Raw genomic sequence first — 25,079 nt, 5'->3', positions numbered from 1 at the left:
TTTTTGTAACTACCTGCATTTAAGTATAATATTTTTTACTCTTGTGGTTTTTAGTGGTCGGAATTTAATAGCCTAACTTTTGCCCTCACTAATTTAATTCACCTTTAAATATGTCTTCTTATAAGTGCTCAGGATCTCCGTTATTTTTGATGGGTCCCGTTTTTCAAACAGGTGGATGATCCATACGGTAATACACAGCATCCCTACCGGGTTAACAATACCAAGACCAAGTTTATTAATGTCATTATCCCTGCTGGCTATCTGCTCAGGGTAAGCATCCCCGGTACGGGTAAACAAGTCTTCGGCAAAGCACCAGGCGCCGTCGCGGGCGTTGCTGAGGGCAAACTGGATGAGGATAGAATTATTTTGCGCATGCAAGCCTGCCAGTGATAACAAGGGCGAGATCTGGTTCAGCTCGCTGATCACCTCGTAAGTAAGTGCCGAAAGTATGGTGTTGATGGAATTAAAATCTTTATGCACTTCGCTTAGCGGCTGGTTGAGCTTACGGGCTACTTCTACCACGGCAACACCCAAATCAAGGTTGATATGCGCGTTCATGCCGATGAGCAGGTGCTGTAATACGAGCTTTGACGATTTGCTAAAAATGTCGAAAGCCAGCTGCCAGCAATTGGAACAGGGTTGCTTTTGCTGCCAGCTGCGGTAGGCCGCAATATACCTGTTGGCGAAAATCACATCCAACTGCTCCATGCGGGCGGGGTTTTCAAATTCGCCGTTTTGGATGCCTTCCCTTACCTTGCAGGTAACCTTATGGTACAGCGCCGCAAAGTACCCGGCCCTGCTGTCGGTTTTTATAGCATCGGCAATAATGGCCTCTAACTGTTCAATAATTTGATCAATTGTTTGAGCTTGTGCAATAGGTTCCATAGCTGGCAGATAAGTTCAGGAGGATTTAATTGTTTTAAAGATAGTTTTTTTTGTTGATGGCTTGTACATCAGGTTTTTATGTTAAACAGGCAAAGTATTACTAAAAATATCCCGATAAGTAATAAGCCCCCGTATACATATTTAAAAAATGACGAATTGTTGAGTTTATGATTTAGGTACCTGCCTAAAAAAATGGCCGGGAAAACTGCGGGAAGCGACACCATGAAATATTTTAATGCTTCGGTAGTAATTAGCCCTTTAAAAATATAACCTGTTACCCCAATTAAGCTTGCCGGCAAAAAATAACCTTGCAACGTTGCCCTGAAATCCTTGGGGCTCCATTTTCTCATATTGCCATAAATAACTAACGGTGGACCGTTAAGACCGTAGACACCGCCCAAAACGCCCGACAGAAAGCCACAGATGAACAGCCATGCTTTGTTGTCGGTATCCAGCCGGAATGTATTTTTACCGAACATGGCATACAATGAGTACAGGATTATCAAAGTGCCCAGCCCGGTTTTTACCCACAGCTCGTTGCCATATATCAATATCAGTAAGCCGATGGGAATACCCGGTATGGCAAAAAGGATGAGCCATTTTGCACTATTTAGCTGAATTTTGCTGTGATCTTGTATCACAACTACCAGCGCAACTAAAACTGAGATAAGCACCGAAAGCGGAACTGCCACCCCGATAGGGATAAATATGCTTAATAAGGGTACTGCAACCAGCGATTCACCGAATCCAAAGGTGGATCGTACCAATGTGGCAATAAAACTTATGATAAAAATGTACAGGAAAACAAGATCCATTTTGCGTTTATTAAGGTCACTGATCAATTACGCCGCAGCGCTGTAATGATCAGGAGTGTTACAATGATTTTTTAAAAGGTTAAACTTTTAAATTGACCATCGCTTCCAATTCGGAAGGTGCCCAAAAGTATAAAACAACATTTAACAACGGCCATGTTAAACGTGTTGCAGGCATGTTTTTTGAAAATGCTTTAAATAAGCAGTAGTTTGCTGCACAAATAAGTGTGAAGTGATTTTGACTTTGTTGTTGGTTTTGGGGTATTACTAATAATATTCCTAATTTTTTAACCTTAAAGAAATAATATTTGTAAAAGTGCTTTTTCAATGCTAAAAAACGACTATTTAACGAAACTATAACAGTTGTTATGCGTACTAATTATAGTATTAATTGATTATTCACCTAAAAATTAAACACTATGATTACGTTATTAATAGCATTAAGCGCAAGTGCATTATGCGGTTTTTTTGTTGCGCACAGTACAAACGAAAATGAATGTTAAATGTAATAGGTTAAACAGGGTAATTATGTGAAAAGGCTGATCAGAGATGGTTAGCCTTTTTTGTTGGGTAGCTTTTGCTATTATTGTTATCGAAAGGCTGTATTTTATGACTAATGTGCTAAGTGGCTATTTGCTTGTACATTACTAAAGAGTTATAACTAAAACAAGTAATTAACATGACAAGATTTTGGTTTAAATTCGGGTTTAATAATAGTGAAGTAATTCCTTATGGGACAAGATTAGGTTGTGGTATAACAGCTTACAATTATGAAGATGCAGTCGCAATTCTAACTGAAAAGGTATTCAGAAATAACCCATTAGCAGATATTGCTCAATGCATAGAGAATGTAGATATATCCACATTAGATGAAGGACATGTTTTGTCGAATATGGATCAGCCGAACGTTAGAGGTGTTTGGTTTCCTTTGGGGTATCAATAAGCTATGTGCTGGTGTTTTGTGCTAAGTGCTGGTGCACGCGTGCCGTGTGTCCCCGTTCGCTCCCGCAAGGCTGTGCCTTGTGGTAAACATGCTAAGTCTTGAATTAGAACAGGAAAAATGTATTTTTAAATCATGAGCCGTAATTATAAGTTCCATAATGCTGAAGGTCTTTATTTTGTGAGTTTCGCTACAGTATTTTGGATAGATGTTTTTGTACGATTGGAATACTTTGATTGCCTGGTAAAAAATTTAAATTATTGTGTTGCAAATAAAGGAATGGAGGTTTATGCCTATTGCATAATGTCAAGCCATGTTCACTTAGTATTCAGATCGACAGTTCAAAAACCTGAAGATTTATTGAGAGATTTTAAATCGCAGACATCGAAACAACTTATCAGACTTATTAACGAAAATAACCAGGAAAGCCGGCAGGAGTGGATGTTGAATGCATTTAAAAAGGCAGGCCTTAAAAATAGCAATAATCCCGGCAACCAGTTTTGGCAGCAGCATAATAAACCTATCGAACTTTGGAGTAATGCTGTAATTCAGCAAAAGATAGATTACATTCATAATAACCCTGTAGTTGCCGGTTTGGTAGAAAACGACTATGAGTATTTGCACAGCAGCGCACGCGATTACTCCGGGACAAAGGGTTTGGTTGAGGTAATAACTACTTAAAGCAAATGCACGGCTTATATTTTATATAGCGCAGATGCACGGTTTTATACCTTGCATGCGGGCCACAAGGCACAGCCTTGCGGCAGCGTTCCCGATTTTTTTTGCTACCGCAAGGCTGTGCCTTGTGGCGAATATGCTAAGTATCGAATTTGCTTGCGGTAGCAGGGGTTTTAGTAGTCGTCTGTTGGTGTTTTGAACTGTCTGCACGGTTTTATACCTTGCATGCGGGCCACAAGGCACAGCCTTGCGGCAGCGTTCCCGATTTTTTTGCTACCGCAAGGCTGTGCCTTGTGGTAAATATGCTAAGTCTTGAATTTGCTTGCGGTAGCAGGGGAGGGCTTTTTTTTATTTTACGAAATTTTAGTATGTTACCTATCTAATCCAACTATCACATAATGGAAATACTATTAAAATACTTGAGCCAGCTAACGATTTTGGTATCTGTTATAGGTTATTTCGGAAGTCGGTATTTCAATAGCTTGGCAAAAAGAAAGGAAGTGAAATTTACTTTGTTTGAAGCGCGGAGAGCAGAAGCTACAAGCGAATTTTTAAATGCATATTTCAATATTGTTGAGTATTTCAGAAGTATTTCAAATGAAGAAATGATCAATAAATCTTTTACTGTGACCCAGATGAATGACAGATGGAATCCTGTAAGAAATGCATTGATGAACGCATTTTATAAAATGTCACTATATGTCGAAATTAATGATAAATCGCCCTTTAGTGAATTCGAACTATGGTGTTTGATCTTAAAATAACATTAAGTTCCTTTTATTACAACGTTGCCCCTGACCAAACCTATGAGCATAACATTAAATACCAGGAAGAATACTGGCAACATTATCGTTGGTTTGTTGACGCCTGCGAAGAACGTGTATTAAAGATTTGCAAAGAATTTAGAACTCAGTTCGGCGCAATGTAAAAGATTTAGGCCTGTAATTGATGCCCGCGTGTCGCATGTACTTTTATACATACAGCGTGTTACTTGGCATGCCAGATCCCCGCTTTTGGCCTGCGTTTAGGTCTGCAATGTGAAAAGCCGCTCGCATAACCTAACATGAAGCCCATAAGCGAGGACGGTTGCGGTAGCAAATGAATGGTCATATAATTATGTCAATAGGAAGATTTTCTCCAGTGTGTTTTTTGTAATTTATTAATGCAATTACATTTCCAACTGATGTTAATGTAATTGATTTTAATGCAGATTCTTTCCAAGCTTTTAATAACCCTTCCATCCTTTTATTTGTACTTATTAACCACTCTTTAATTTCATTGGCGGACATTACATTGCTTTCAAATAAGCCTTTTAGTTTTAATTGAAGGTCAGGATTATAATGGCTTATTATCTCATTAAAATAAGAACTGGTTAGTGCGTTGAATTGTAAAGCATTTGGATTTCTTAAGCATTCTCTGAGTAAGGACGGATAATTGGATGTCTTATCGCCAATATCCGTTTCAAATTGAGTTTCCGAAAAGCCTTTAGAAAATATGCCTTTATAGCGTTCTCTGAAAACTTCTTCGATTGGTTTGTAAGTGCCTCCTTCCGGTAAGATAGTGCAGCATCCAGTGAACTGCAAATGTGTAAAAAATGAGTAACTATTGATGTCTTCTGGATAAAATTCAACAAGCCTTTTATCAATAAAATTTAATAAGGAGGGTATATTATTGACGTCGGTATTATTTAGCACAATCAGTGAAAATATGAGTGTTAAAACATTTATTTGATCGGTTGTTAGCTTAGGAATTAAGAGAATGGCCTCGTCTAAAACAATTTGCTTTAAGCTTCTTTCGTCTGACCTAATGCGTTCTATTAATATATCTAATAAGTTTTTTTCCAGTTCTTTATCTCCTGTTTTTGCATACTCCTTTTGAACGTTAAACATAGAGGATTGAACCGAAGGCTCTTCGAGTTTTGATATTAATTCAGGAATTTCTGTAAGGAATTTTTTAACAAATTTTTCTGTGATTTCTTCAGCTCGCTCTAATGCCTTTTTTGCGGCTTTTTCGGAAAACTCATAGAAGTTACTTTTGAAGATATCTAATGCAATTTGTCTTGCTTCGTTGTAAGTTACTCCAATGGTAACGTTTCCGCCAATTTGAAAGTTTGTAGACTCATTACCCCCCTCTTGCTTCATACCGTCAAAAATCATTTTTTTAAATCCCCACCAATTTGAATATTTGTTGAATTTGAACCTGATTTCTGACTCTGTTTTATGGATTTGCTCTTAGTGCTTTTCTGAAATATGGTAATTAGAAGCCCCAAGGTGAATACTCCAATACCGCTAAAAATCCATTCTTTATTATTTAATACCCAACTCATAGCTAAGATTTTATATTTAAATATTAAGATAATGCTAAAGGTACAATATGAATGAAAATTAAAGGGATTAATTTTATATTGAATATTGTAACTTAATACTACCCGGTGCGGGTACGCAGCAGCGGCAAAACATTAGCGTACTCGTGACTTTTTGAATTAAGAAATAGCATCACCCGCTGCCGCAAACGTTCTCGCTTGTAGCCCGCGTTCAGGTCTGCAATTTAAAAGCCGCTCGCATAACTTAGCAAAAGGCCACAAGCGAGGACGCTTGCGGCAGCAAATGGTAGCAAATGTGCCCTCATCCCCCCACAACCCCCAACACCCTGTTCACCGCCGATAAGCTCATCTCCAGCCTGCCGGCAATCTGCCTTTGGCTCAGGCCCTGTTTATGGAGGGCAAGCACATCTGCTGCCCGGCGCTGGCGTTCGATTTGGCTGTAGCGGCGCAGGTGTTTAACCTCGTTATCGGTATGGGAAAATACAAATTTTAAAAAGCCGTTCTGCCTTTCCAGTCGGCCGAGGCATACGTTATGGCTGCCGTACATTTCGGCGGTGCTGCGTTGTTTTACCTGTTTAAGATAGCGGTAGCCGGGGAGCGTTTGGCTTTCGGCCATGGCGAAGGCGCTGTCGCAAAAGTTGATGAGCATTTTGCTGCCTTGCAGGTCATTGCGGGTAATGGGCAGGGCCGGGTTGCGTTTGGGGGTATGGGCCAGCACCAGGATGCTAAGGCCATGCCGGGTTTTGAGCAGCTTAAGCTGTTTCATGAGCGAGAGGGCCTGGCTGCTGCGCTCGGTGCCGTTGCGCAGGCAGGTAATATTATCAATAATGAGTACCCTGGCATCGGTACGTTTAATGGCGCGACTAAGGCCGTGGGTGATAAACTCGTCAAAAGTTTTAAAATCATGCGGCAGGCCGGTCATCTGGTTAAATTCGCCCCGGTAAAAATTTTCGTGAAAAGTGTGGGTAGCGCTGCCGTCGGTGTAGCGCTGTTCAAACTGTTTGCCGCTCAACTCAAAATCAATGTATAGCACCGGGCAGGGTTCTGCATCCATTTTAAAAGGTGTAATGGCTTCGCCGCGGGCAATGCTATCGCCCAGTTGTACGGCCAGTAGGCTTTTGCCCATATTGGTATCGGCAAATAAAATGCACAGCTCGCCCTCGAGCCAAAACTCGCCAAACAGCATGTGCGGTGTCTGGTGCCCGCGTTCCATCTCCATCCATGCGCTGGCCTGGTGAATAATAAACAGATCGGGTATACCATCCGGGTCGTAAACCCTTGGGCGGATCCCTTTTTTAGCTTCTCTGCGCGCCGCATCGCGCACATTGGTGCGGATCATTTCCACAACCAGTGGTCTTCCATTTTTTTCAATCATAGTATTATGTCATCGATAAATTGAGGCTTAGTCTTTAGGCCAAAGTCATAAGTGCCAGGTACAGAAGCAAAAAAGACTTAAGGCTTAGTACTATTGACTTAAGACTAAGGACTATTGGCTTAACAAGCGTCACCCGGAAGGATTTTCGTAAGCCCTCTCCGAAGGAGAGGGTTGGGTGAGGTTCAAATTTACCGGCAACCGTTTGCAATATTGGTGGCACTGTTTTGTCAGTACCCCGGATTCAAATTCAGGGTACCAATAAAAAATCTTCAAAAAACAATGAAAAATCACGAAAACTAAGCGACGGAAAACGCGGTTAAGCTGTTAGCGCAACAGACAGTAAAATTTACTCTAAAAAGGTTTAATATTTAATAATCAAATAGTTAGCAATGTTTCATGGAAATTGTTAAACTGCTGGTTATTAGTGTGTTTCATGAAATAACTGTTCCGCGTTTCGGTTCTCAAAAAATGGAACATCTGCGTTTTTTTAAAAGAAGCGAGGTCAGGAAATTTCACTTTTTTTTCGGGAATCAAAAAAATGGGACACCCCATTTGTTACAAGCGAAGGGTGCAAATTGAACACCACCTTAACCTGCAGTATTACGCTTATGATCAGGATAGCCATCCACACGGCAAACCATTTAATCGCAAGCCGGGTGTCAATCACGGCTTTAAAAAACAAAACTGTCATTACCAGCAATGCCAAAGCCATAGTATAGGTAAATTGTTGCCAGCTGCTCACCGGTATAAACCTAAATGCATAAATAGAAAACATGGCAAAGCTCCCGGCCAGGCAGGCAAACGCTGTACGCCTGATAAATATCCATTTGTTCTCTTTAAGCAAAACCATCGCAGCAATGGTTATCACCACCCATTTAATAGCCGCAACAATGTTGGATAGTAATATGGCTTCGGGCGTAACCACATAGCCAAACTTTTGTTCAATGAACCATGCCGTTATCATAACTGATACAGCAAAATAAATAATAGCCATTACGGCGTTCCGGGTATTAGAGGGCATTAATTAGGCTCGGGGGATTTTGGGTTATAAATGTATGTATTTATAATTTAATAAGGAAAGCGGTCTCTAACCAACTTATGTTGTAATAACAACATCGGCCCGCTCAGTCGCCGCGGGTTGGCTTTGTTCTTTTTCTTGACAAAAAGAACCAAAAGTCAAGTCAGCAGAAAGGTTTCTTTGCCGCACAAGGCCTTTGCCCTGCAAACCGGGCAAAACCACGGGCTGCAATTATTTTGCCCCGCCGCTCTTATCACCGCTGCTGCAAAAACTTGCTATGCCCTTTCCTGCGCTCAAGGCCACCATTGTTCTGCCCGCTTTCGCCCGAAACTTATCTGCTGACGGAGAAGAATAATATTATACCTCTAAACAACAATAGCGACAGGAAACCCCGTCGCTATTGCTTATCTTATACTATATAATAGGTGTAACTAATTACAAACCGAAGGCTGCTTTAACCTGGTCTACATAATCAAGTTTTTCCCAGGTAAATAGTTCAACCTCGCGTTCCAATTTGCTGCCGTCATGGCCAACAAAAGTTTTGGTAACAACTTCGTTCGGTCTGCCGAAGTGGCCGTAAGCAGCGGTTTCGCTGTAAATAGGGTTACGCAGTTTAAAGCGGGTTTCAATGGCGTATGGGGTCATGTTAAAAATGCCTTCTACTTTTTTCGCGATCTCACCGTCGTGCAGGTCAACCTTGGCAGTACCGTAAGTGTTTACGTAAATACCCATTGGCTGTGCAACGCCGATAGCGTATGATACCTGTACCAATACCTCATCGCACAAACCGGCAGCAACCAGGTTTTTAGCAATATGACGGGTAGCATAAGCAGCCGAGCGGTCAACTTTTGAAGGGTCTTTACCAGAGAAAGCACCACCACCATGTGCGCCTTTACCGCCATAGGTATCCACAATAATTTTACGACCGGTTAAGCCGGTATCGCCATGCGGCCCGCCGATAACAAACTTACCGGTTGGATTAATATGGTACTTAATATCGTCGTTAAAGAAGTGTGCGTATTTAGGATATTTAGCTTCAACACGGGGGATCAGGATGCTGATGATATCAGCCTTGATCTTGGCCAGCATGGCAGGCTCGTCGTCAAAGTCGTCGTGTTGGGTTGATATAACGATGGCGTCAATACGTTGCGGCTTGTTATCGTCGCTATATTCCAAAGTAACCTGCGATTTTGCATCCGGGCGAAGGTATTTGATCTCATTATTTTCGCGGCGGATGGCTGCAAGCTCAATTAATAAAGCGTGGGCAATATCAAGGGCAAGCGGCATATAGTTATCGGTTTCAACGGTAGCATAACCAAACATCATACCCTGGTCGCCGGCACCCTGCTCTTCTTTGGCGGTGCGGTCAACACCCTGGTTAATATCAGGCGATTGCTCGTGGATGGCCGATAATACACCACATGAACTGCCGTCAAACATATATTCGCCTTTGGTGTACCCAATTTTGTTGATCACCTCACGGGCAATCTTCTGTACATCCAGATAGGCTTTTGATTTTACTTCGCCGGCTAAAATAACCTGGCCTGTGGTTACCAGCGTTTCGCAGGCAACTTTCGATTCGGCATCAAATGCCAAGAAATGATCAATCAGCGCGTCCGAGATCTGATCAGCTACTTTATCCGGGTGACCTTCTGATACGGACTCTGAAGTAAATAAATATGACATAAAATTTAAATAATTAAAATTAAAATCGACTGGGAGGGGCTTAACACGGATCGAGTAGTAAAAAGAAGCATGGTTTTAGCACTTTTTTACGTGGTTGCAATCCGGCTCCGTTGTAAAAAGGAGCATTAAATCAGTCCACATTCGGGCGGTAAAAATAAAACAAATTTCACAAAGCCGAAAATACATTTACTTTTGACGATTGAAATAATATATATAGTTGAAACGGAAAGCGTTATTTATAATAAACCCAATTTCGGGCGGGAAGAAGAAGGACGGGGTGCCTGAACTGATTAAAGATACTATTGATGCCGGTGTAATGGAGCCGGTTATAGCTTTTAGTGATGGCGTGGCACATGCAAGGGTTATCGCATCCGAAGCAGTAGGGAAATTTGATGTAGTGGTTGCGGTTGGCGGCGATGGTACGGTTAATGAAATAGCTTCGGCTATTGTTGATACTGATACCTCGCTTGGTATAGTGCCATTTGGCTCGGGCAATGGGCTTTCGAGGTTTTTGGGTATTCCGATGGATACAAAGAGTGCTATCAAAAACCTGGCATCAGGCCGTACCGAAATTATTGATTCGGCCAGGATTAACGGGCAACCATTTTTTAACATGGCAGGGATGGGGTTTGATGCCCACATCAGCGAGATTTTTTCGCATGGCAAAAAGCGTGGCTTTATCAGTTATATTAAATCGTCGATAAAAGAAGTGGTTGGCTATCAGTCGCAAAACTATCATATAGATATTGACGGAAAAAAGTATGACTATAAGGCATTTATGCTTAGTATAGCAAACTCGTCGCAATACGGTAATAATGTACATATATCGCCTAAGGCAAGCCTGCAGGATGGTTTGCTGGATGTTTGCGTGATAAAGCCTTTCCCGTTGTGGAGGTTTCCAGAGATGAGTATGCGCATGCTGGTTAAAGCAACTGAAAGCTCAAAATATGTAGAAATTATCCGCGGCAAGCAGATCCTGATAAAAAGGGAGCATACCGGCCCCATCCACCTGGATGGAGAGCCCCAGGTAGCCGGTACAGGGATAGATATTAATATACTACCCAAGTCATTAAGAGTTATAGTTGGCCCATCATTTAAAAATTGATCAATATGGCTAAGAAAAATTTTACCGGCGTAGTTTACTCAACTGATCCGGATTTTCAATACCAGGAAAACGGTGGAGGGGAACAGGGAACCTTACCGGCACAGCAGCAAAACCTTAAAATATATCTTGATCGCAAGGGCGGAAGCAAACTGGTTACGCGTATTTCGGGCTTTATCGGCGCGGATGCCGACCTGGAAGCAATAGGGAAAAAACTGAAATCCAAATGTGGGGTAGGAGGTTCTGTTAAGGATGGCGAGATCCTAATCCAGGGCGATTTTAGGGACAAAGTGTTAACTTTACTCCAAACAGATGGCTATAAAGCCAAAAAAGCAGGCGGATAATATTAACTAAACATTATAAACCGTAGTTTAACAGAATTATTTGAAAAGAGTGTTTTAAACAAAGTGTTGTATTATATGTTACAAAGCTTGCATTGCAGTTAAATATAACAGGCACCTTTTTATAAACTTTGAAAAAAAGTATCCAATTTTAGCTTGGTAACACAAATTTTATATGTTATCACTTGCTATTTTTAAAAAAAATGGTTTTCATTGCAAATAATTGTGTTGGTAACACACAATAAATTTGTATTGTTGCGTTTATAATCACCAACAATACGCAGAATGATATTCTGTATTAAAAAATTGTAAAGAATAACATAAATGGTTTTTTTAATTCAATAAAATTCTATTTTTGTTATTCCCAACAAACAGCGCATTTTAACTAACTTATAAAATAAACAAAAACAAAAACTAAAAATTCAAAAGTAATGGCAAACGCACCAACAAAACCAACTACTCCTGTTAAGAAAGAAAGCTCAAGTGCATCGGGCATGTTTGCTTCTTTAACTATTCCGATCTGTCTTATTGTTACAACTTGTATCTTTATATTCATTTTAGGTGATCCAAGCCACTTCAAAGGTGGTGACGTAGAGCACGGTTATCCTTCAGACATTTTCGGTACTGTTCATAGTGGTGGTGTTATCGTACCCGTGATCATGGGTTTCTTATTAATGGTTATCGTTTTCTCTATCGAGCGTTTCATCGTTATCAGCAAAGCTTCAGGTACTGGCAGTGTTGATGGTTTCGTAAGGAAAATCCAGGCTCTTTTAAACGCTGGTAACATTGCCGGTGCTTCTGCAGAGTGCGACAAACAAAAAGGTTCTGTTGCTAACGTTATCAAATCAGCATTGAAAAAATATGGTGAAATGGAAGCTGAACCAAACCTTGACGTTGACCAGAAAACTTTAGCTATCCAAAAAGACATCGAAGAAGCTACTGCTTTGGAAATGCCAATGCTTGAGCAAAACTTAACTATCATCGCTACTTTGGTATCTATCGGTACATTAACAGGTTTGTTAGGTACGGTTGTGGGTATGATCAAAGCGTTCTCTTCATTAGCAACTGCTGGTGTACCTAACCAGGTTGAACTTTCTTCTCACATCTCTGAGGCCTTGATCAACACTGCATTTGGTATCAGTACTTCTGCTATCTCTATCGTAATGTACAACGTGTTTACATCAAAAATTGATAAATTGACTTATGCTATTGACGAAACTGGCTTTAGCATCGTTCAAACATTTGCTTCATCACACAAAAACAAATAAGAATATTAGTGCTAATGCCTTAATGCACAATAAGTAAAGGCGGCAATAGTTTAATACTAATCACTAATATTTTTAATAGGAAAAAATTGATATGGCAAGGATAAAAGTTCCAAGGAAGAGTACAGCAATTGACATGACCGCGATGTGTGACGTGGCGTTCCTTTTGCTTACGTTCTTCATCATGACCGCAAAAGTAAAAACCGAAGATCCGGTACCTATTGATATACCAAAATCTTCAATTCAACAGCCGGTACCGGAGTCTGATTTTGCTACAGTATCAGTGGGTAAACAAAAAGCGTTTTTTGGCGTTGAAGGTGTTGATATCCGCAAGGAAATGTTGAACCAAATGGGTACAATATATCACATGACCTTTACACCCGAAGAGCAAACAAGGTTTTCAACTATCACCTCATTTGGTGTACCAATGACCCAGTTGAAACAGTTTATAGCTTTATCTGCTGATCAGCAAAAGAAATATGCTCAGCCGGGTATCCCGAGAGATTCTGTTTCTGGTGAACTTACCAACTGGATTCGCCAGGCACGTATAGCTACCAAGGCTTTGCACAACAAAGAATTGCGTTTAGCTATTAAAGGCGACAGCAAAGAAGAATATCCGGTTATTAAGGATGTTATCGGTATTTTGCAAAAGCAAAAAGTTAACAAGTTTAGTTTAATTACGGATTTGGGCAGCGCCGGTGGTGCAGCTAAAAAATAAAAGACCATGGCAGAATTAGATACCTCCGGGGGAGGGAAACACAAAGGCGGTAAGGTTCGCAGTAAAAAGCAATCAACCCGTATCGACTTAACCGCGATGGTTGACCTGGCTTTCTTGTTGATCACTTTCTTCATCATGACCACTACACTCGCTAAACCAAAAGCGATGGACTTGGCCATGCCTGATAAAGATGAACATACAAAAGATCAGATGGATATTGCCGCTTCACGTTCAATGACCATTTTATTGGGCAGCGACGATAAATTGGAGTGGTATATTGGCGAGCCAGGAAAATCAGCGCCAACAATTGACAATTTTGGTCCGGATGGACTACGTAAAACGTTAATTGAGAAAAGTAAAGAAGTACAGCAGAAAACAGGCAAATTTATGTTTGTTGTTATTAAGCCAAGCGATAAGTCAAAATACAAAAATATGGTGAGCACGCTTGACGAAATTAACATAGCCAATATTCAGAGCTACGGCATTGTAGATATATCTGCACCGGAGATAGAATTGTTGAAGAAAGACGGCTTGTACAACGATAATAAATAGTATTAAATAACGTTATTAATTTCCATTAAAGCCTTAACAGATGTTAGGATCAAAATTAGACATACTAAAGCAGGAATGGATCGACGTTGTTTTTAGTAATCGTAATAAGGCCTATGGCGCTTACGAGCTAAGAAAAGAAAATTCAAAGAATACAAGCAAATCATTGATTATTGCTATCGTAGTTTTTGTATTCATCGTTTCTTTGCCAACTATCATCAACAAGATCAAAGGTCTTATCCCAGAGAAAGACCAAAAAGTGAAGATAACAGACGTTGTTCTGTTACCTCCGCCACCGGTTGACCAAACCAAGAAACCACCTCCGCCGCCACCTGAACCACCAAAACCAAAGGTTGACCAGGTACGTTTCCCTCCTCCGGTTGTAAAACCAGATAACGAGGTTAAGGAGAAAGATCCGCCAACAGTAAAAGAACTTGCTGTTGCAGATCCAGGTCAGAAAGACCAAAAAGGCGATCCTAACGCGGACATCAGAATTGATGAGCCAGTAGGTAACTCAGACGTAAAACAAGTGGTAGAAGCCGATCCTAACCAGATCTTTACTTCAGTTGAGCAGGTTCCAGAATTTGCCGGCGGTTTAGAGAAATTTGGTCAGTACCTGAGCAAAAACATCAGGTATCCGGCTGTTGCCCGTGAAAACAATACTCAAGGACGTGTAATTTGTACATTCGTTGTTGAAAAAGATGGTTCTTTAACTGACATTAAAGTTGTTAGGGGCATCGGCAGCGGTTGCGACGAGGAAGCGGTTCGTGTATTGAAAAATTCACCAAAATGGAAACCTGGTATACAAAACGGTCGTCCGGTTCGTGTACAGTACAGCGTTCCAATTAGCTTTACTTTAGCATCTGAAGAATAAGTAATGCCATTTAATTACAATAAAGAGCAAAAATCGCCCAAAAGGCGGTTTTTGCTTATTTTAGGAACCGCTGCATTTATTTGCTTCGTGGTTTTAGGTCTCATGATCATGTTTTGGGATGCACTCCCGTTGCAACTGCAACATTACCAACGTTTACTTTTCGGTGCGTTTATTATTGGTTACGCGATTTTAAGATTTTCAAGATTGTTTAAGAAGGATCAGTATGAAGATTAATTTACGAGTTGTATACGTATCGATTTTACTTGTGTCAATAGCTTCTTTGCAGGCTTGCAAACAGAAACAAGTAAAATCTGTACCAACCGATGGCTTCAACACAGGAACGGCAACTTTTGTTGCTGATGAGTCTTTTTCGCCCATAGTAGCACAGGAAGAATATGTTTACAGAAGCCGGTTTCCCAACGCTAACCCGGTATTTGTTTATAAAACAGAAAACCAAGCTGTAAATATGTTGTTAAATGACAGCGTAAGAGTTGCAATACTATCACGTGAACTGGATACCGCAGAACGTAATATTATTACCCGTCGTTCGTTGAGCGTTGAGGTTGTACCTTTTGCGGTAGATGCAATCACGCTGATAGTGAATAAAGCATCGGGCGATACTGCTATCACAGTTGCCGAACTAAAGAAGGAACTTAACGGTCAGGGTGCCGGAAATAAAACTATCGTTTTTGATAATCCAAACTCAAGTTTGGTAAGATATTTGAAGGATTTCTCTGGTAATAAGGAGTTTAAGCAAAAAAACATTTATGCGCTTAAATCGAATGTCGACGTTATTAAATACGTAAACGAGCATCCTGATGCTTTGGGCATCATAGGTTTTAGCTGGCTTAACAACCCGGAAAAGGCTTACGCCAGTTATGTTGATGGAGTGAAAATTGTAGGAGTTAGAGACGAAGGCAACAAGCAATACGCCAACGAATATTTTAAACCTTCGCAAGAATCACTTGTCTTAAAACAGTACCCATTGAGCAGGACACTATATATGGTTAATAGCTCAAGTAAAAATGGATTAGCGGCCGGATTTGTTACATTTTTGGCCAGTGATGTAGGACAGCGGATAATATTGAAATCGGGTTTATTGCCAGATTCCATTCCGCCAAGAGAAATAATTTTAAAAAGTAAACTATAACTAAATAAAGATGAAAATGATCAGTAAAATAGCTACGGCTTCTTTCGGACTGGTATTTTTAGGTTCATCATCAGTTTTTGCGCAGAGTCTTGCCGACGCCAGAAAAGCTATTGACGCCGAACAATATCAGAAAGCAGAGTCGATGCTCAAAACGCTTACTACAACTCAACCAACTAAAGACGAAAATTTCTTTTACCTGGGTTGGGTGTACATTAAACAGGACTATTCTGATTCGGCGAAAGTCGTTTTCAATAAAGGTATTGCTGCAAATCCAAAGTCAGCATTGAATTATGCCGGTTTAGGTGCTGTTGCCCGTTTAGATAAAGATAATGCCGGTGCTACAACCAACTTTAACCAGGCTGTAGCTTTGGCAGGTAAGGATGCAAAACCTTATACTTATGTAGGTTTATCATATTTGTTGCCTACTACTACCGATAAAAAAATTGCGCCTGCTGATGCAGATGCTGCTATCGCAGTGCTTACTAAAGGAAAGGCTATTAATGCAAAAGACGTTGATTTGCTTATCGCTTTAGGTGACGCTTACCGTTCGGTATTAAAAAGTAACGAAGCTTACTCAAACTATTCTGACGCTTCAACACTTGATCCGAAAAACCCAGCTGCTAAGGTTGCAACAGGTGTATTATATAAATTTGCTAATAACTTTGATGGTTCTGAGCAGCAATTTAAAGATGCATTGGCTATCAACGCAAACTACGGTCCGGCTTACCGCGAATGGGCTGAAACTGATCTTCGTTGGGCGTACACTGATCCTAAAATGGCTTCAGCTAAAATTAAAGAAGCTGTTGAACATTACAAGCAATTCCTTAGTTTAACAGATCAGTCTATAGAGTCACAAATGCGTTATGCCGACTTCCTGATCCTTGCTGGCGATTACAAAACGTTACAGCAGGTTACTACCGATCTATCAAAATCGGCAAGCTCAAATGCAAGGGTTTACCGTTATTTAGCTTACGCGGCTTTCGAAAACAAAGATTATCAAAACGGCTTAACCGCAATCAACACCTGGTTCCAGAAAGCTGATCCAAAACGTATCATTCCTCGTGACTATTTATACCAGGGCCGTTTGCAGATGGCTACCGGTCAGGATTCAGTAGGTATCAATACCCTGAAAAAAGCGTTAGAGCTTGACAGTACTCAAACTGATGTTTACGGTGAAATTGCTAAAGCTTTATATCATCAGAAAAAATACGAGCAGGCAGGTGATGCTTACCGTCAGGTTACTTTAAAAGCCGGCCGTAACGTAAAATTGACTGACTATTTTTACGAAGGTATCAGCTACTACTTTGGTTACGACGAAAAGAAACCAAATGCAGATTCATTGCTTGTAAGAGCCGATTCAGCATTTAGCTATGTAAACCAAAAGAGCCCAACTACAGCGGATGGCTATCTTTACCGTGCTTATGTTAACGATATGAAAGAGAAAGATCGTAACAACATCGTGGGGTATGCTAAACCATTTTATGAAAAATTCATCGAGCTTGTAACTGCTAAAGGTGCCGCAGACGATAAAACTAAAAAGAGCCTTGCAAACGCTTACGCTTACTTAGGTACTTACTATGAGTACAAAGAAAAAGACGAAGCTAAAGCAACTGAGAACTTCACCAAAGCAAGGGAAAATGATCCTACCAATAAACAGGCGGTAGCATTCTTCCAACGCAAAGGCGGAGCCGGTAAAAGCAAATAATAAAATATCAAATTGATATAAAAGGCCTCTTGAAAAAGAGGCCTTTTTTGTTTGCCGGATTTTGGGAATTGATTTTACCGAGGTAATTAGCTATCAAGATTAATAATGAATAGCAGAAATGATTAACAACCTTGCAAAACACACTTTTTTATTATTAAGGCATTAGTATATTTGCAGCATGGAAGCACAAAGTTTACCGGTTAATTATTTGCCCATCATATTTCAGATGTTGGTGGCATTAGGGTTTGTAGTAACAACAATGTTTGTAACACACAAAATAGGTCCTAAAAGAAAAACAAAAGATAAACTGACCCCGTTTGAATCAGGTATTGAGGTGGTGGGCAATGCCCGTACACCAATATCCATTAAGTATTTCCTTGTAGCCATTTTGTTTGTGCTGTTTGACGTGGAGGTGATCTTCATGTATCCATGGGCGGTAAATTTCAAGGCTTTAGGTACCACCGGCCTTATTGAAATGTTCATTTTTATGGCTACGCTTTTACTGGGTTTTATCTACGTAATAAAAAAGGGCGCTTTAGATTGGGATTAAATTTAGATTGATTCTAAATATACTCCCTGTGCCCCTATAGTGTACATTTTACATCGTTATTATTGTAAATTTGCTCCCATTATCCACATTTAGTGGACGATGATTTTTCTATCAATTTAGTTCAATGAGTGATATTCAATTAGTTGATGCCCCCGCCGGAGTTGAAGGCGCCGGGTTTTTTGCTACCTCGCTTGATAAAGTAATAGGTATAGCACGCTCAAATTCATTGTGGCCTTTACCCTTCGCCACATCATGCTGCGGTATCGAATTTATGGCTACTATGGCATCTCACTATGATCTTTCGCGTTTTGGTGCCGAGCGTTTGAGTTTTTCACCGCGTCAGGCCGATTTGCTGATGGTTATGGGTACCATAGCTAAGAAAATGGCACCTGTATTGCGCCAGGTTTACCTGCAAATGGCCGAGCCCCGTTGGGTAATGGCTGTAGGTGCCTGTGCTTCAAGTGGTGGTATATTTGATACTTACTCAGTTTTGCAGGGTATTGATGAAGTGATTCCGGTTGATGTTTACGTACCGGGTTGCCCTCCAAGGCCGGAAGCTATTATTGATGGTTTTATGAATATTCAGGAACTGGTTAAGACAGAATCACTGCGCCGCAGAAACGAGCCTAAGTACCAGGAATTATTAGCTAAATACGGGATTCAATAATGGCCGCTATACCAAACGAAGACATAGTAAAAGCAATAGGCGATAAATTTGCCGATGCAGTAACAGTTATTGGTGAACCATATGGCTTGCTTACTGTTGAATCCGGTCGCGAACAGATCATCGATCTGCTTACGTTTTTGAAAACCGATCCCTCGTTTAAATTTACTTTTTTAACAGATATTACCGGTATTCACTATCCTGAGCAGGAAAAGCAAATAGGTGTAATATATCACCTGCACAGCTTAACCACCAATACCCGTATCAGGATTAAAGTGTTTTTGGCCGATGGCGATGTGCACATACCGACAGCTACTGTGCTTTGGGAAGGTGCTAACTGGATGGAACGCGAAACATACGACTTTTTCGGGGTTATTTTTGACGGGCACCCGGATTTGCGTCGTATCTTAAATGTTGACGATATGACTGCTTTCCCAATGCGTAAAGAGTTTCCTTTGGAAGACCCTAACCGTGTTGACAAGAAAGATTTTTATTTCGGAAGATAACATACTATAGAATCAAGAAATTGAGAATCGAGAACCAGGAAATCAAGAAGTAAGAATAAGCTTCATCTTGATTCTTGTCTTCCTGATTCCTGACTCTAATTAATAATACTGATGCAAAATCATCCTGTATATACAGATAACGATCCGCAAAGCGAGCTATCAACCCTTAACCTGGGCCCAACACACCCTGCTACGCACGGTGTGTTTCAAAACGTGCTTCAGCTTGACGGCGAACGCATCGTTAGCGGTGTATCAACCATTGGTTATATTCACCGCGCATTTGAAAAGATTGCCGAGCATAGGCCTTTTTACCAGATCACCCCACTTACCGACCGTTTAAATTATTGTTCATCACCCATCAATAACATGGGCTGGCACATGACGGTTGAAAAGCTTCTGAATATCCAAACTCCTAAACGTGTTGATTACCTGCGTGTAATTGTAATGGAGCTTGCCCGTATTGCCGATCACATTGTTTGTAACGGTGTATTAGGCGTAGATACCGGTGCTTTTACCGGCTTCCTTTACATGATGGAGCAACGTGAGGCTATCTATGAAATATACGAAGAGGTTTGCGGCTCACGCCTTACAACCAATATAGGCCGTATAGGTGGTTTTGAGCGTAACTTTAACAGCCGTGCATTTGATAAATTACGTGCGTTTTTAAAGAGCTTTCCTAAAACCCTTAAAGAGTTTGAAGGCTTGTTTAACCGTAACAGGATTTTTGTTGACCGTACACGCGACGTAGCCGCTGTAACTGCAGAGACTGCGTTGAGCTATAGCTGGACAGGCCCGTTATTACGTGCCGCCGGTGTTGATTACGATGTAAGGGCAATGAACCCGTATTCATCTTACGAGGACTTTGAATTTGAAGTGCCGGTTGGCGACAATGGCGATGTTTACAGCCGCTTTTTGGTTCGTAACGAAGAGATGTGGCAAAGCTTAAGGATTATTGAGCAGGCGCTTGTCAAGCTTGATAAGGAACCGGGCGACATTTTCCATGCTGATGTACCTGAATTTTATCTGCCTCCGAAAGAGGAAGTATATAATAACATGGAAGCTTTGATCTATCACTTTAAAATTGTGATGGGCGAAATTCCAACCCCAACTACCGAGGTTTACCATTCGGTTGAGGGCACTAACGGCGAACTGGGCTTTTACCTGGTTAATGACGGTGGCCGTTCACCTTACCGTTTGCATTTCCGCAGGCCAAGCTTCATCAATTACCAGATGTATGCCCCAATGAGCCGCGGTATGTTATTATCAGATGCTATTATTAACATGAGTAGTTTAAACGTTATAGCCGGAGAGTTAGATGCTTAGAGTTGACGAAGCTCAGGAACCGGTTGAATTTTCGCCGGCACTGATCAGCAAATTTGATGAAATAGTTAGCCGTTATCCGCAGGGAAAACAAAAATCGGGCTTATTGCCAATCCTTCACCTGGTTCAGGCCGAGTTTGGTTGGGTAAGCGCACCTGCAATGGATAAGGTTGCCGAATATTTGAGCATCCTGCCTATTGAGGTATATGAGGTTGCTACATTTTATACCATGTACTTTTTACGCCCGCAAGGCAAGTACGTACTGGAAGTTTGCCGTACAAGCGGCTGCTGCCTGGTAGGTGCCGAAAAGATCATGGATCATATTGAGGAAACGCTTGGCGTAAAAGAAGGTGAAGTTACTCCCGACGGCTTATTTAGCTGGAGAGGAGTGGAGTGCCTTGCGGCCTGTGGTTTTGGCCCTGTATTGCAAATTGGCCCTGAATATACTTTTTATGAAAACCTGACCAACGAGTCGGTAGATAAATTGATCAGTGATTTAAAAGCGAAAGCTAAGAATTAAGTTATGGGACGGAAATTACTTTTAGAACATATAAACGTACCCGGCATCAATACTTTTGATGTTTACCGTTCAAAAGGTGGCTATGCTTCTGTTGAGAAAGCATTAAAAACCATGTCGCCCGAGGCGATTGTTGAAGAGGTTAAAAAATCAGGCTTACGCGGTCGTGGTGGTGCAGGTTTCCCTACCGGTATGAAGTGGAGCTTTTTGGCTAAACCCGAAGGCGTAGCACGTTACCTGGTTTGTAATGGTGATGAATCGGAACCTGGTACTTTTAAAGACCGTTATTTGATGACCTATATCCCTCACTTATTAATTGAGGGTATGATTGTATCAAGCTTTGCGCTTGGTGCCAGTACATCGTATATCTACCTGCGCGGCGAAATGATGCCACAGGTGAGGATCCTGGAAAGAGCTATCGCCGAAGCAAAAGCGAAAGGCTTTTTAGGTAAAAATATATTGGGTACCGGTTACGATCTTGAACTTTATGTTCAACCTGGTGGTGGTGCTTATATCTGCGGTGAAGAAACTGCATTGCTGGAATCATTGGAAGGTAAACGTGGTAATCCGCGTATTAAACCACCATTCCCGGCTATTGCCGGTTTATATGGCTGCCCAACCGTAGTTAACAACGTTGAATCAATTGCTGCTGTTGTGCCTATCATTAACGAAGGTGGTGACGAGTACGCTAAAATAGGTATCGGCCGTAGTACAGGTACTAAATTGATCTCGGCAGGTGGTAACCTTAAAAAGCCGGGTGTTTATGAAATTGAACTCGGTGTACCTGTTGAAGAATTTATTTATTCGGATGAGTATTGCGGTGGTATCGCCAATGGCAAACGCTTAAAGGCTGTTGTTGCGGGTGGTTCATCAGTGCCTATTTTGCCGGCTAACCTGATCCTGAAAACTATCAATAACGAAGCCCGTTTGATGAGCTATGAATCGTTATCAGATGGTGGCTTTGTAAGCGGTACCATGTTGGGTTCGGGCGGTTTTATCGCTTATGATGAAGATGCCTGTATTGTACGTAATACCTGGAACTTTGCCCGTTTTTATCATCACGAAAGCTGCGGACAATGTTCGCCTTGCCGTGAGGGTACCGGCTGGATGGAAAAAGTATTGCATCGCCTGGAGTATGGCCATGGCAAAATGAGCGACATGGATCTGCTGGTTGATGTATCTAAGAAAATAGAAGGAAATACTATTTGTCCGCTGGGTGATGCGGCAGCATGGCCGGTGGCCAGTGCTATCCGCCATTTCAGGGATGAATTTGAGTGGCACGTAACTAACGCAAGCGAAGCAACTTCAAGAAATTACGGTATAGCACACTATGCTGATCCGTTAAAAGTTGTTGAGACGGCGTAAATAATAAAGCGTCATTGCGAGGTACGAAGCAATCCCTAACTATACAGGGCGTACCTGCAAATCGGGGATTGCTTCGTTCCTCGCAATGACGGCAGTTTTCAGCCTTAAGGATGAAAGCAAAAGGTTTAGAAATTAACAAACGACGTTATTATTAAATGTCAATGAAAGTAACAATAGACGGAATAACCGTTGATGTAGAACCCGGAACAAGCATCCTGAATGCCGCAAGGCAAATAGGTGGCGACATTGTTCCGCCTGCTATGTGCTATTACTCCAAGCTGGCAGGTAGTGGCGGTAAATGCCGTACCTGTTTGGTTAAGGTTACCAAAGGATCTGAAAAAGATCCGCGCCCTATGCCTAAACTGGTGGCTTCGTGCCGTACCGGTGTTATGGATGGGATGGAGGTACAAAATATCACTTCGCCCGAGGTTGTTGAAGCCCGTAAAGGTGTGGTAGAAATGCTGTTGATCAATCACCCGCTTGATTGCCCTGTGTGTGATCAGGCTGGTGAATGCCACCTGCAGGACCTTGGCTTCGAGCACGGTGCTGCTAAAACCCGCTACGAGTTCGATCGTCGTACATTCGAGAAAATCGATATCGGTGATAAGATCCAGTTGCACATGACCCGTTGCATCCTTTGCTACCGTTGTGTATTCACTGCCGATCAGATCACTAATACCCGTTTACACGGTATCCTGAACAGGGGCGATCATTCAGAAATCTCTACTTATATCAGCAAAGCGGTTGATAACGATTTTTCTGGTAATGTGATTGACGTTTGCCCTGTAGGTGCATTAACTGATAAAACCTTCCGTTTTAAAAACCGTGTTTGGTTCACTAAGCCAGTTGAGGCACACCGCGATTGCGATAAATGCTGTGGTAAAGTTACTTTATGGTACAAAGGTGAAGATGTGATCAGGGTAACCGGCCGTAAAGATGTTTATGGCGAGGTTGAAGAATTTATCTGTAACACCTGCCGCTTCGACAAAAAGAAAACTGCCGATTGGGTTATTGAAGGCCCGCGTAAGGTATCGCACCAATCAGTGATCAGTGCAAACCATTACGAGTTTACACCATTGCCGGTTGTTAAAACCAACCCGGTATTGCAGGCAGCAAATAAAGACCAATTTGAAAGGGAAACACGCTTATAATGGAAACTGCAGATTTAATATTCAGAATCGTATTGATCGTTGTGATTTTTGCAATCAGCCTGGTTGTGGCTATGTACTCAACCTATGCCGAACGTAAAGTAGCAGCATTTTTCCAGGATAGGGTAGGCCCTAACCGTGCCGGTCCATGGGGCATTTTGCAACCCCTTGCAGATGGTGGTAAAATGTTCTTGAAAGAAGAAATCATCCCAACCAACGCTACCGGCTTCCTGTTCATTGTTGGCCCTTCGCTGGCTATTTTAACCGCTTGTATAGGTTCGGCTGTTATTCCATGGGGATCAGCTATTCAAATTGGCGGCCGTACTTTTGATTTACAGGTTACTGATATCAACGTAGGTGTACTTTACATTTTTGGCGTAGTATCATTAGGTGTTTATGGCATCATGATTGGTGGCTGGGCATCAAACAATAAATATTCGTTGTTAGGTGCTATCCGTGCTGCGTCACAAAATATCAGCTATGAAATTTCGATGGGTTTATCCATCATCGCGTTGCTGATGCTTACCGGTACATTGAGCCTTAAAGAAATTGCCGAACAACAGCATGGCTTTCACTGGAATGTTTGGAGACAACCGCTTGGTTTTATCCTGTTCCTGGTATGTGCCTTTGCTGAAACCAACCGCTCACCTTTCGACTTACCTGAGTGCGAAACCGAGCTTGTTGGCGGTTACCATACCGAGTACTCATCAATGAAATTAGGTTTTTACCTTTTTGCTGAGTATATCAACATGTTTATTTCATCGGCAGTAATGGCTACCCTTTATTGGGGCGGTTATAACTATCCTTTTATGGATGATATGGCTGTATGGTTCAGTCCAAATACAGCGGCGATAGTTGGTGTTGTTATATTATTCGGTAAAATCTTCTTTTCTATCTTCTTTTTCATGTGGGTACGCTGGACAATCCCTCGTTTCCGTTATGACCAGTTGATGGATCTGGGCTGGAAGATATTAATACCTCTGGCAATTGCCAATATAGTGCTTACCGGCGTAGGCAGCACATTACTTACACACTTTGGATATTAATCAAATGGAATCATTAAGCAATAAAAGAAAAGTACTGGAAGTTAAGCCACTTACCTTGTTGGAACGTGCTTACCTGCCTGTTATTGTTGGCGGTTTGGCCACAACAATGAAACACTTCTTCAAAAAGCCGGTAACCATCAGTTATCCCGAAGAAAAGCGCGAGTTTTCTGAAAACTTTCGTGGTATGCACTCGCTTAAGCGCGATGAAAACGGTAAAGAGCGTTGCACCGCCTGCGGCCTTTGTGCATTATCATGCCCTGCGGAAGCTATCACTATGACAGCTGCAGAGCGCCAGAAAGGTGAAGAGCATTTATACCGCGAAGAGAAATACGCTGCTGTTTATGAAATTAACATGTTGCGTTGTATTTTCTGCGGTTTGTGTGAAGAGGCCTGCCCTAAAGAAGCTATTTATCTTGACGGAGATATTGTACCTGCCGATTACTTAAGGAAGGATTTTATTTACGGTAAAGACAAATTAGTAGAAGCGCCCTTAAATCAATAAAGAAGTTTTATACCTTTGCCCTGCCTAAAAGGGTAAAGGT

Annotated in this window: 27 protein-coding genes; 20 read left to right on the top strand and 7 right to left on the bottom strand. The window is 41.5% G+C overall.

Features of this window, described 5'->3' with window-relative positions; all coding sequences use genetic code 11:
- Positions 1 to 93 precede the first annotated feature (93 nt).
- The gene (locus BMX50_RS26225; protein WP_091217225.1) at positions 94 to 885 is read right to left on the bottom strand and encodes a DUF5995 family protein; all 792 of its coding nucleotides are present in this window, start codon (positions 883 to 885) and stop codon (positions 94 to 96) included.
- 68 nt (positions 886 to 953) lie between these two features.
- Positions 954 to 1,700, bottom strand: a complete 747-nt coding sequence (locus BMX50_RS26220) for a sulfite exporter TauE/SafE family protein (protein ID WP_091217220.1) — start codon at positions 1,698 to 1,700, stop codon at positions 954 to 956.
- 676 nt (positions 1,701 to 2,376) lie between these two features.
- Between BMX50_RS26220 and BMX50_RS26215 the strand changes: the two genes are divergently transcribed.
- The 3 genes from BMX50_RS26215 (at position 2,377) to BMX50_RS26205 (ending at position 4,079) form a co-directional block, all read left to right on the top strand.
- Positions 2,377 to 2,640 (top strand): hypothetical protein, encoded by a 264-nt coding sequence (locus BMX50_RS26215; protein ID WP_091217214.1) that lies wholly within the window; start codon positions 2,377 to 2,379, stop codon positions 2,638 to 2,640.
- 132 nt (positions 2,641 to 2,772) lie between these two features.
- Complete coding sequence (locus BMX50_RS26210; protein WP_091217210.1) at positions 2,773 to 3,318, top strand: REP-associated tyrosine transposase; 546 nt, start codon at positions 2,773 to 2,775, stop codon at positions 3,316 to 3,318.
- 395 nt (positions 3,319 to 3,713) lie between these two features.
- Positions 3,714 to 4,079: a hypothetical protein gene (locus tag BMX50_RS26205; protein WP_091217206.1), complete on the top strand. Its 366-nt coding sequence runs from the start codon at positions 3,714 to 3,716 to the stop codon at positions 4,077 to 4,079.
- Positions 4,080 to 4,421: 342 nt separating this feature from the next.
- Here the strand turns inward: BMX50_RS26205 and BMX50_RS26195 are convergent, their stop codons facing one another.
- The 5 genes from BMX50_RS26195 to metK form a co-directional block, all read right to left on the bottom strand.
- On the bottom strand, positions 4,422 to 5,471 hold the full coding sequence (locus tag BMX50_RS26195) for an LPO_1073/Vpar_1526 family protein (protein WP_091217200.1): 1,050 nt from the start codon (positions 5,469 to 5,471) through the stop codon (positions 4,422 to 4,424).
- Entirely contained in the window at positions 5,468 to 5,641 is a 174-nt protein-coding gene (locus BMX50_RS34655; protein WP_167668118.1) for a hypothetical protein, read from the bottom strand. Before BMX50_RS34655 ends, BMX50_RS26195 begins: the two co-directional genes overlap by 4 nt.
- Positions 5,642 to 5,939: 298 nt before the next feature.
- On the bottom strand, positions 5,940 to 7,013 hold the full coding sequence (locus BMX50_RS26190) for an AAA family ATPase (RefSeq protein ID WP_091217198.1): 1,074 nt from the start codon (positions 7,011 to 7,013) through the stop codon (positions 5,940 to 5,942).
- A gap of 502 nt (positions 7,014 to 7,515) precedes the next feature.
- Positions 7,516 to 8,034, bottom strand: coding sequence for a hypothetical protein (locus BMX50_RS26185; protein ID WP_091217194.1), 519 nt, complete (start codon positions 8,032 to 8,034; stop codon positions 7,516 to 7,518).
- 432 nt (positions 8,035 to 8,466) lie between these two features.
- The gene (metK, locus tag BMX50_RS26180) at positions 8,467 to 9,717 is read right to left on the bottom strand and encodes a methionine adenosyltransferase (protein ID WP_091217191.1); all 1,251 of its coding nucleotides are present in this window, start codon (positions 9,715 to 9,717) and stop codon (positions 8,467 to 8,469) included.
- A gap of 217 nt (positions 9,718 to 9,934) precedes the next feature.
- Between metK and BMX50_RS26175 the strand changes: the two genes are divergently transcribed.
- The 17 genes from BMX50_RS26175 (at position 9,935) to BMX50_RS26090 (ending at position 25,039) form a co-directional block, all read left to right on the top strand.
- Complete coding sequence (locus BMX50_RS26175) at positions 9,935 to 10,822, top strand: diacylglycerol/lipid kinase family protein (protein WP_091217188.1); 888 nt, start codon at positions 9,935 to 9,937, stop codon at positions 10,820 to 10,822.
- A 5-nt stretch (positions 10,823 to 10,827) separates the two neighbouring features.
- Complete coding sequence (locus tag BMX50_RS26170) at positions 10,828 to 11,163, top strand: translation initiation factor (RefSeq protein WP_091217185.1); 336 nt, start codon at positions 10,828 to 10,830, stop codon at positions 11,161 to 11,163.
- 428 nt (positions 11,164 to 11,591) lie between these two features.
- Positions 11,592 to 12,428: a MotA/TolQ/ExbB proton channel family protein gene (locus tag BMX50_RS26165; protein ID WP_091217180.1), complete on the top strand. Its 837-nt coding sequence runs from the start codon at positions 11,592 to 11,594 to the stop codon at positions 12,426 to 12,428.
- A gap of 91 nt (positions 12,429 to 12,519) precedes the next feature.
- On the top strand, positions 12,520 to 13,143 hold the full coding sequence (locus BMX50_RS26160; protein WP_091217177.1) for an ExbD/TolR family protein: 624 nt from the start codon (positions 12,520 to 12,522) through the stop codon (positions 13,141 to 13,143).
- Positions 13,144 to 13,149: 6 nt separating this feature from the next.
- Positions 13,150 to 13,695, top strand: a complete 546-nt coding sequence (locus BMX50_RS26155; protein WP_091217173.1) for an ExbD/TolR family protein — start codon at positions 13,150 to 13,152, stop codon at positions 13,693 to 13,695.
- Between the two features lie 40 nt (positions 13,696 to 13,735).
- Positions 13,736 to 14,566: an energy transducer TonB gene (locus BMX50_RS26150; RefSeq protein WP_091217170.1), complete on the top strand. Its 831-nt coding sequence runs from the start codon at positions 13,736 to 13,738 to the stop codon at positions 14,564 to 14,566.
- Positions 14,567 to 14,789: 223 nt separating this feature from the next.
- Positions 14,790 to 15,716 (top strand): PstS family phosphate ABC transporter substrate-binding protein, encoded by a 927-nt coding sequence (locus BMX50_RS26140; RefSeq protein ID WP_091217166.1) that lies wholly within the window; start codon positions 14,790 to 14,792, stop codon positions 15,714 to 15,716.
- 16 nt (positions 15,717 to 15,732) lie between these two features.
- A complete protein-coding gene (locus tag BMX50_RS26135; RefSeq protein WP_244281105.1) occupies positions 15,733 to 17,421 on the top strand; it encodes a tetratricopeptide repeat protein in 1,689 nt (562 codons plus the stop codon).
- 178 nt (positions 17,422 to 17,599) lie between these two features.
- The gene (locus BMX50_RS26130; protein ID WP_091217156.1) at positions 17,600 to 17,971 is read left to right on the top strand and encodes an NADH-quinone oxidoreductase subunit A; all 372 of its coding nucleotides are present in this window, start codon (positions 17,600 to 17,602) and stop codon (positions 17,969 to 17,971) included.
- Positions 17,972 to 18,095: 124 nt separating this feature from the next.
- Entirely contained in the window at positions 18,096 to 18,638 is a 543-nt protein-coding gene (locus BMX50_RS26125) for an NADH-quinone oxidoreductase subunit B (RefSeq protein ID WP_091175781.1), read from the top strand.
- Positions 18,638 to 19,141 (top strand): NADH-quinone oxidoreductase subunit C, encoded by a 504-nt coding sequence (locus tag BMX50_RS26120; RefSeq protein WP_091217152.1) that lies wholly within the window; start codon positions 18,638 to 18,640, stop codon positions 19,139 to 19,141. The genes BMX50_RS26125 and BMX50_RS26120 overlap by 1 nt, the downstream gene beginning before the upstream one ends.
- 111 nt (positions 19,142 to 19,252) lie before the next feature.
- Positions 19,253 to 20,464, top strand: coding sequence for an NADH-quinone oxidoreductase subunit D (locus BMX50_RS26115; RefSeq protein ID WP_208864805.1), 1,212 nt, complete (start codon positions 19,253 to 19,255; stop codon positions 20,462 to 20,464).
- Entirely contained in the window at positions 20,457 to 20,981 is a 525-nt protein-coding gene (locus tag BMX50_RS26110) for an NADH-quinone oxidoreductase subunit NuoE family protein (RefSeq protein WP_090533912.1), read from the top strand. Before BMX50_RS26115 ends, BMX50_RS26110 begins: the two co-directional genes overlap by 8 nt.
- Before the next feature lie 3 nt (positions 20,982 to 20,984).
- Positions 20,985 to 22,343: an NADH-quinone oxidoreductase subunit NuoF gene (nuoF, locus tag BMX50_RS26105; protein WP_091217144.1), complete on the top strand. Its 1,359-nt coding sequence runs from the start codon at positions 20,985 to 20,987 to the stop codon at positions 22,341 to 22,343.
- Positions 22,344 to 22,504: 161 nt separating this feature from the next.
- Positions 22,505 to 23,494, top strand: a complete 990-nt coding sequence (locus BMX50_RS26100) for an NADH-quinone oxidoreductase subunit G (RefSeq protein ID WP_394332327.1) — start codon at positions 22,505 to 22,507, stop codon at positions 23,492 to 23,494.
- Entirely contained in the window at positions 23,494 to 24,537 is a 1,044-nt protein-coding gene (nuoH, locus tag BMX50_RS26095) for an NADH-quinone oxidoreductase subunit NuoH (RefSeq protein WP_091217137.1), read from the top strand. The genes BMX50_RS26100 and nuoH overlap by 1 nt, the downstream gene beginning before the upstream one ends.
- 4 nt (positions 24,538 to 24,541) lie before the next feature.
- On the top strand, positions 24,542 to 25,039 hold the full coding sequence (locus tag BMX50_RS26090) for a NuoI/complex I 23 kDa subunit family protein (protein ID WP_091217133.1): 498 nt from the start codon (positions 24,542 to 24,544) through the stop codon (positions 25,037 to 25,039).
- Positions 25,040 to 25,079: the final 40 nt, after the last annotated feature.

The organism is Mucilaginibacter gossypiicola (genome assembly GCF_900110105.1).
In the GTDB taxonomy this organism is placed as follows: domain Bacteria; phylum Bacteroidota; class Bacteroidia; order Sphingobacteriales; family Sphingobacteriaceae; genus Mucilaginibacter; species Mucilaginibacter gossypiicola.
The sequence above is the reverse complement of the archived record's forward strand: the minus strand, read 5'-3'. Positions and strand labels throughout refer to the sequence as shown.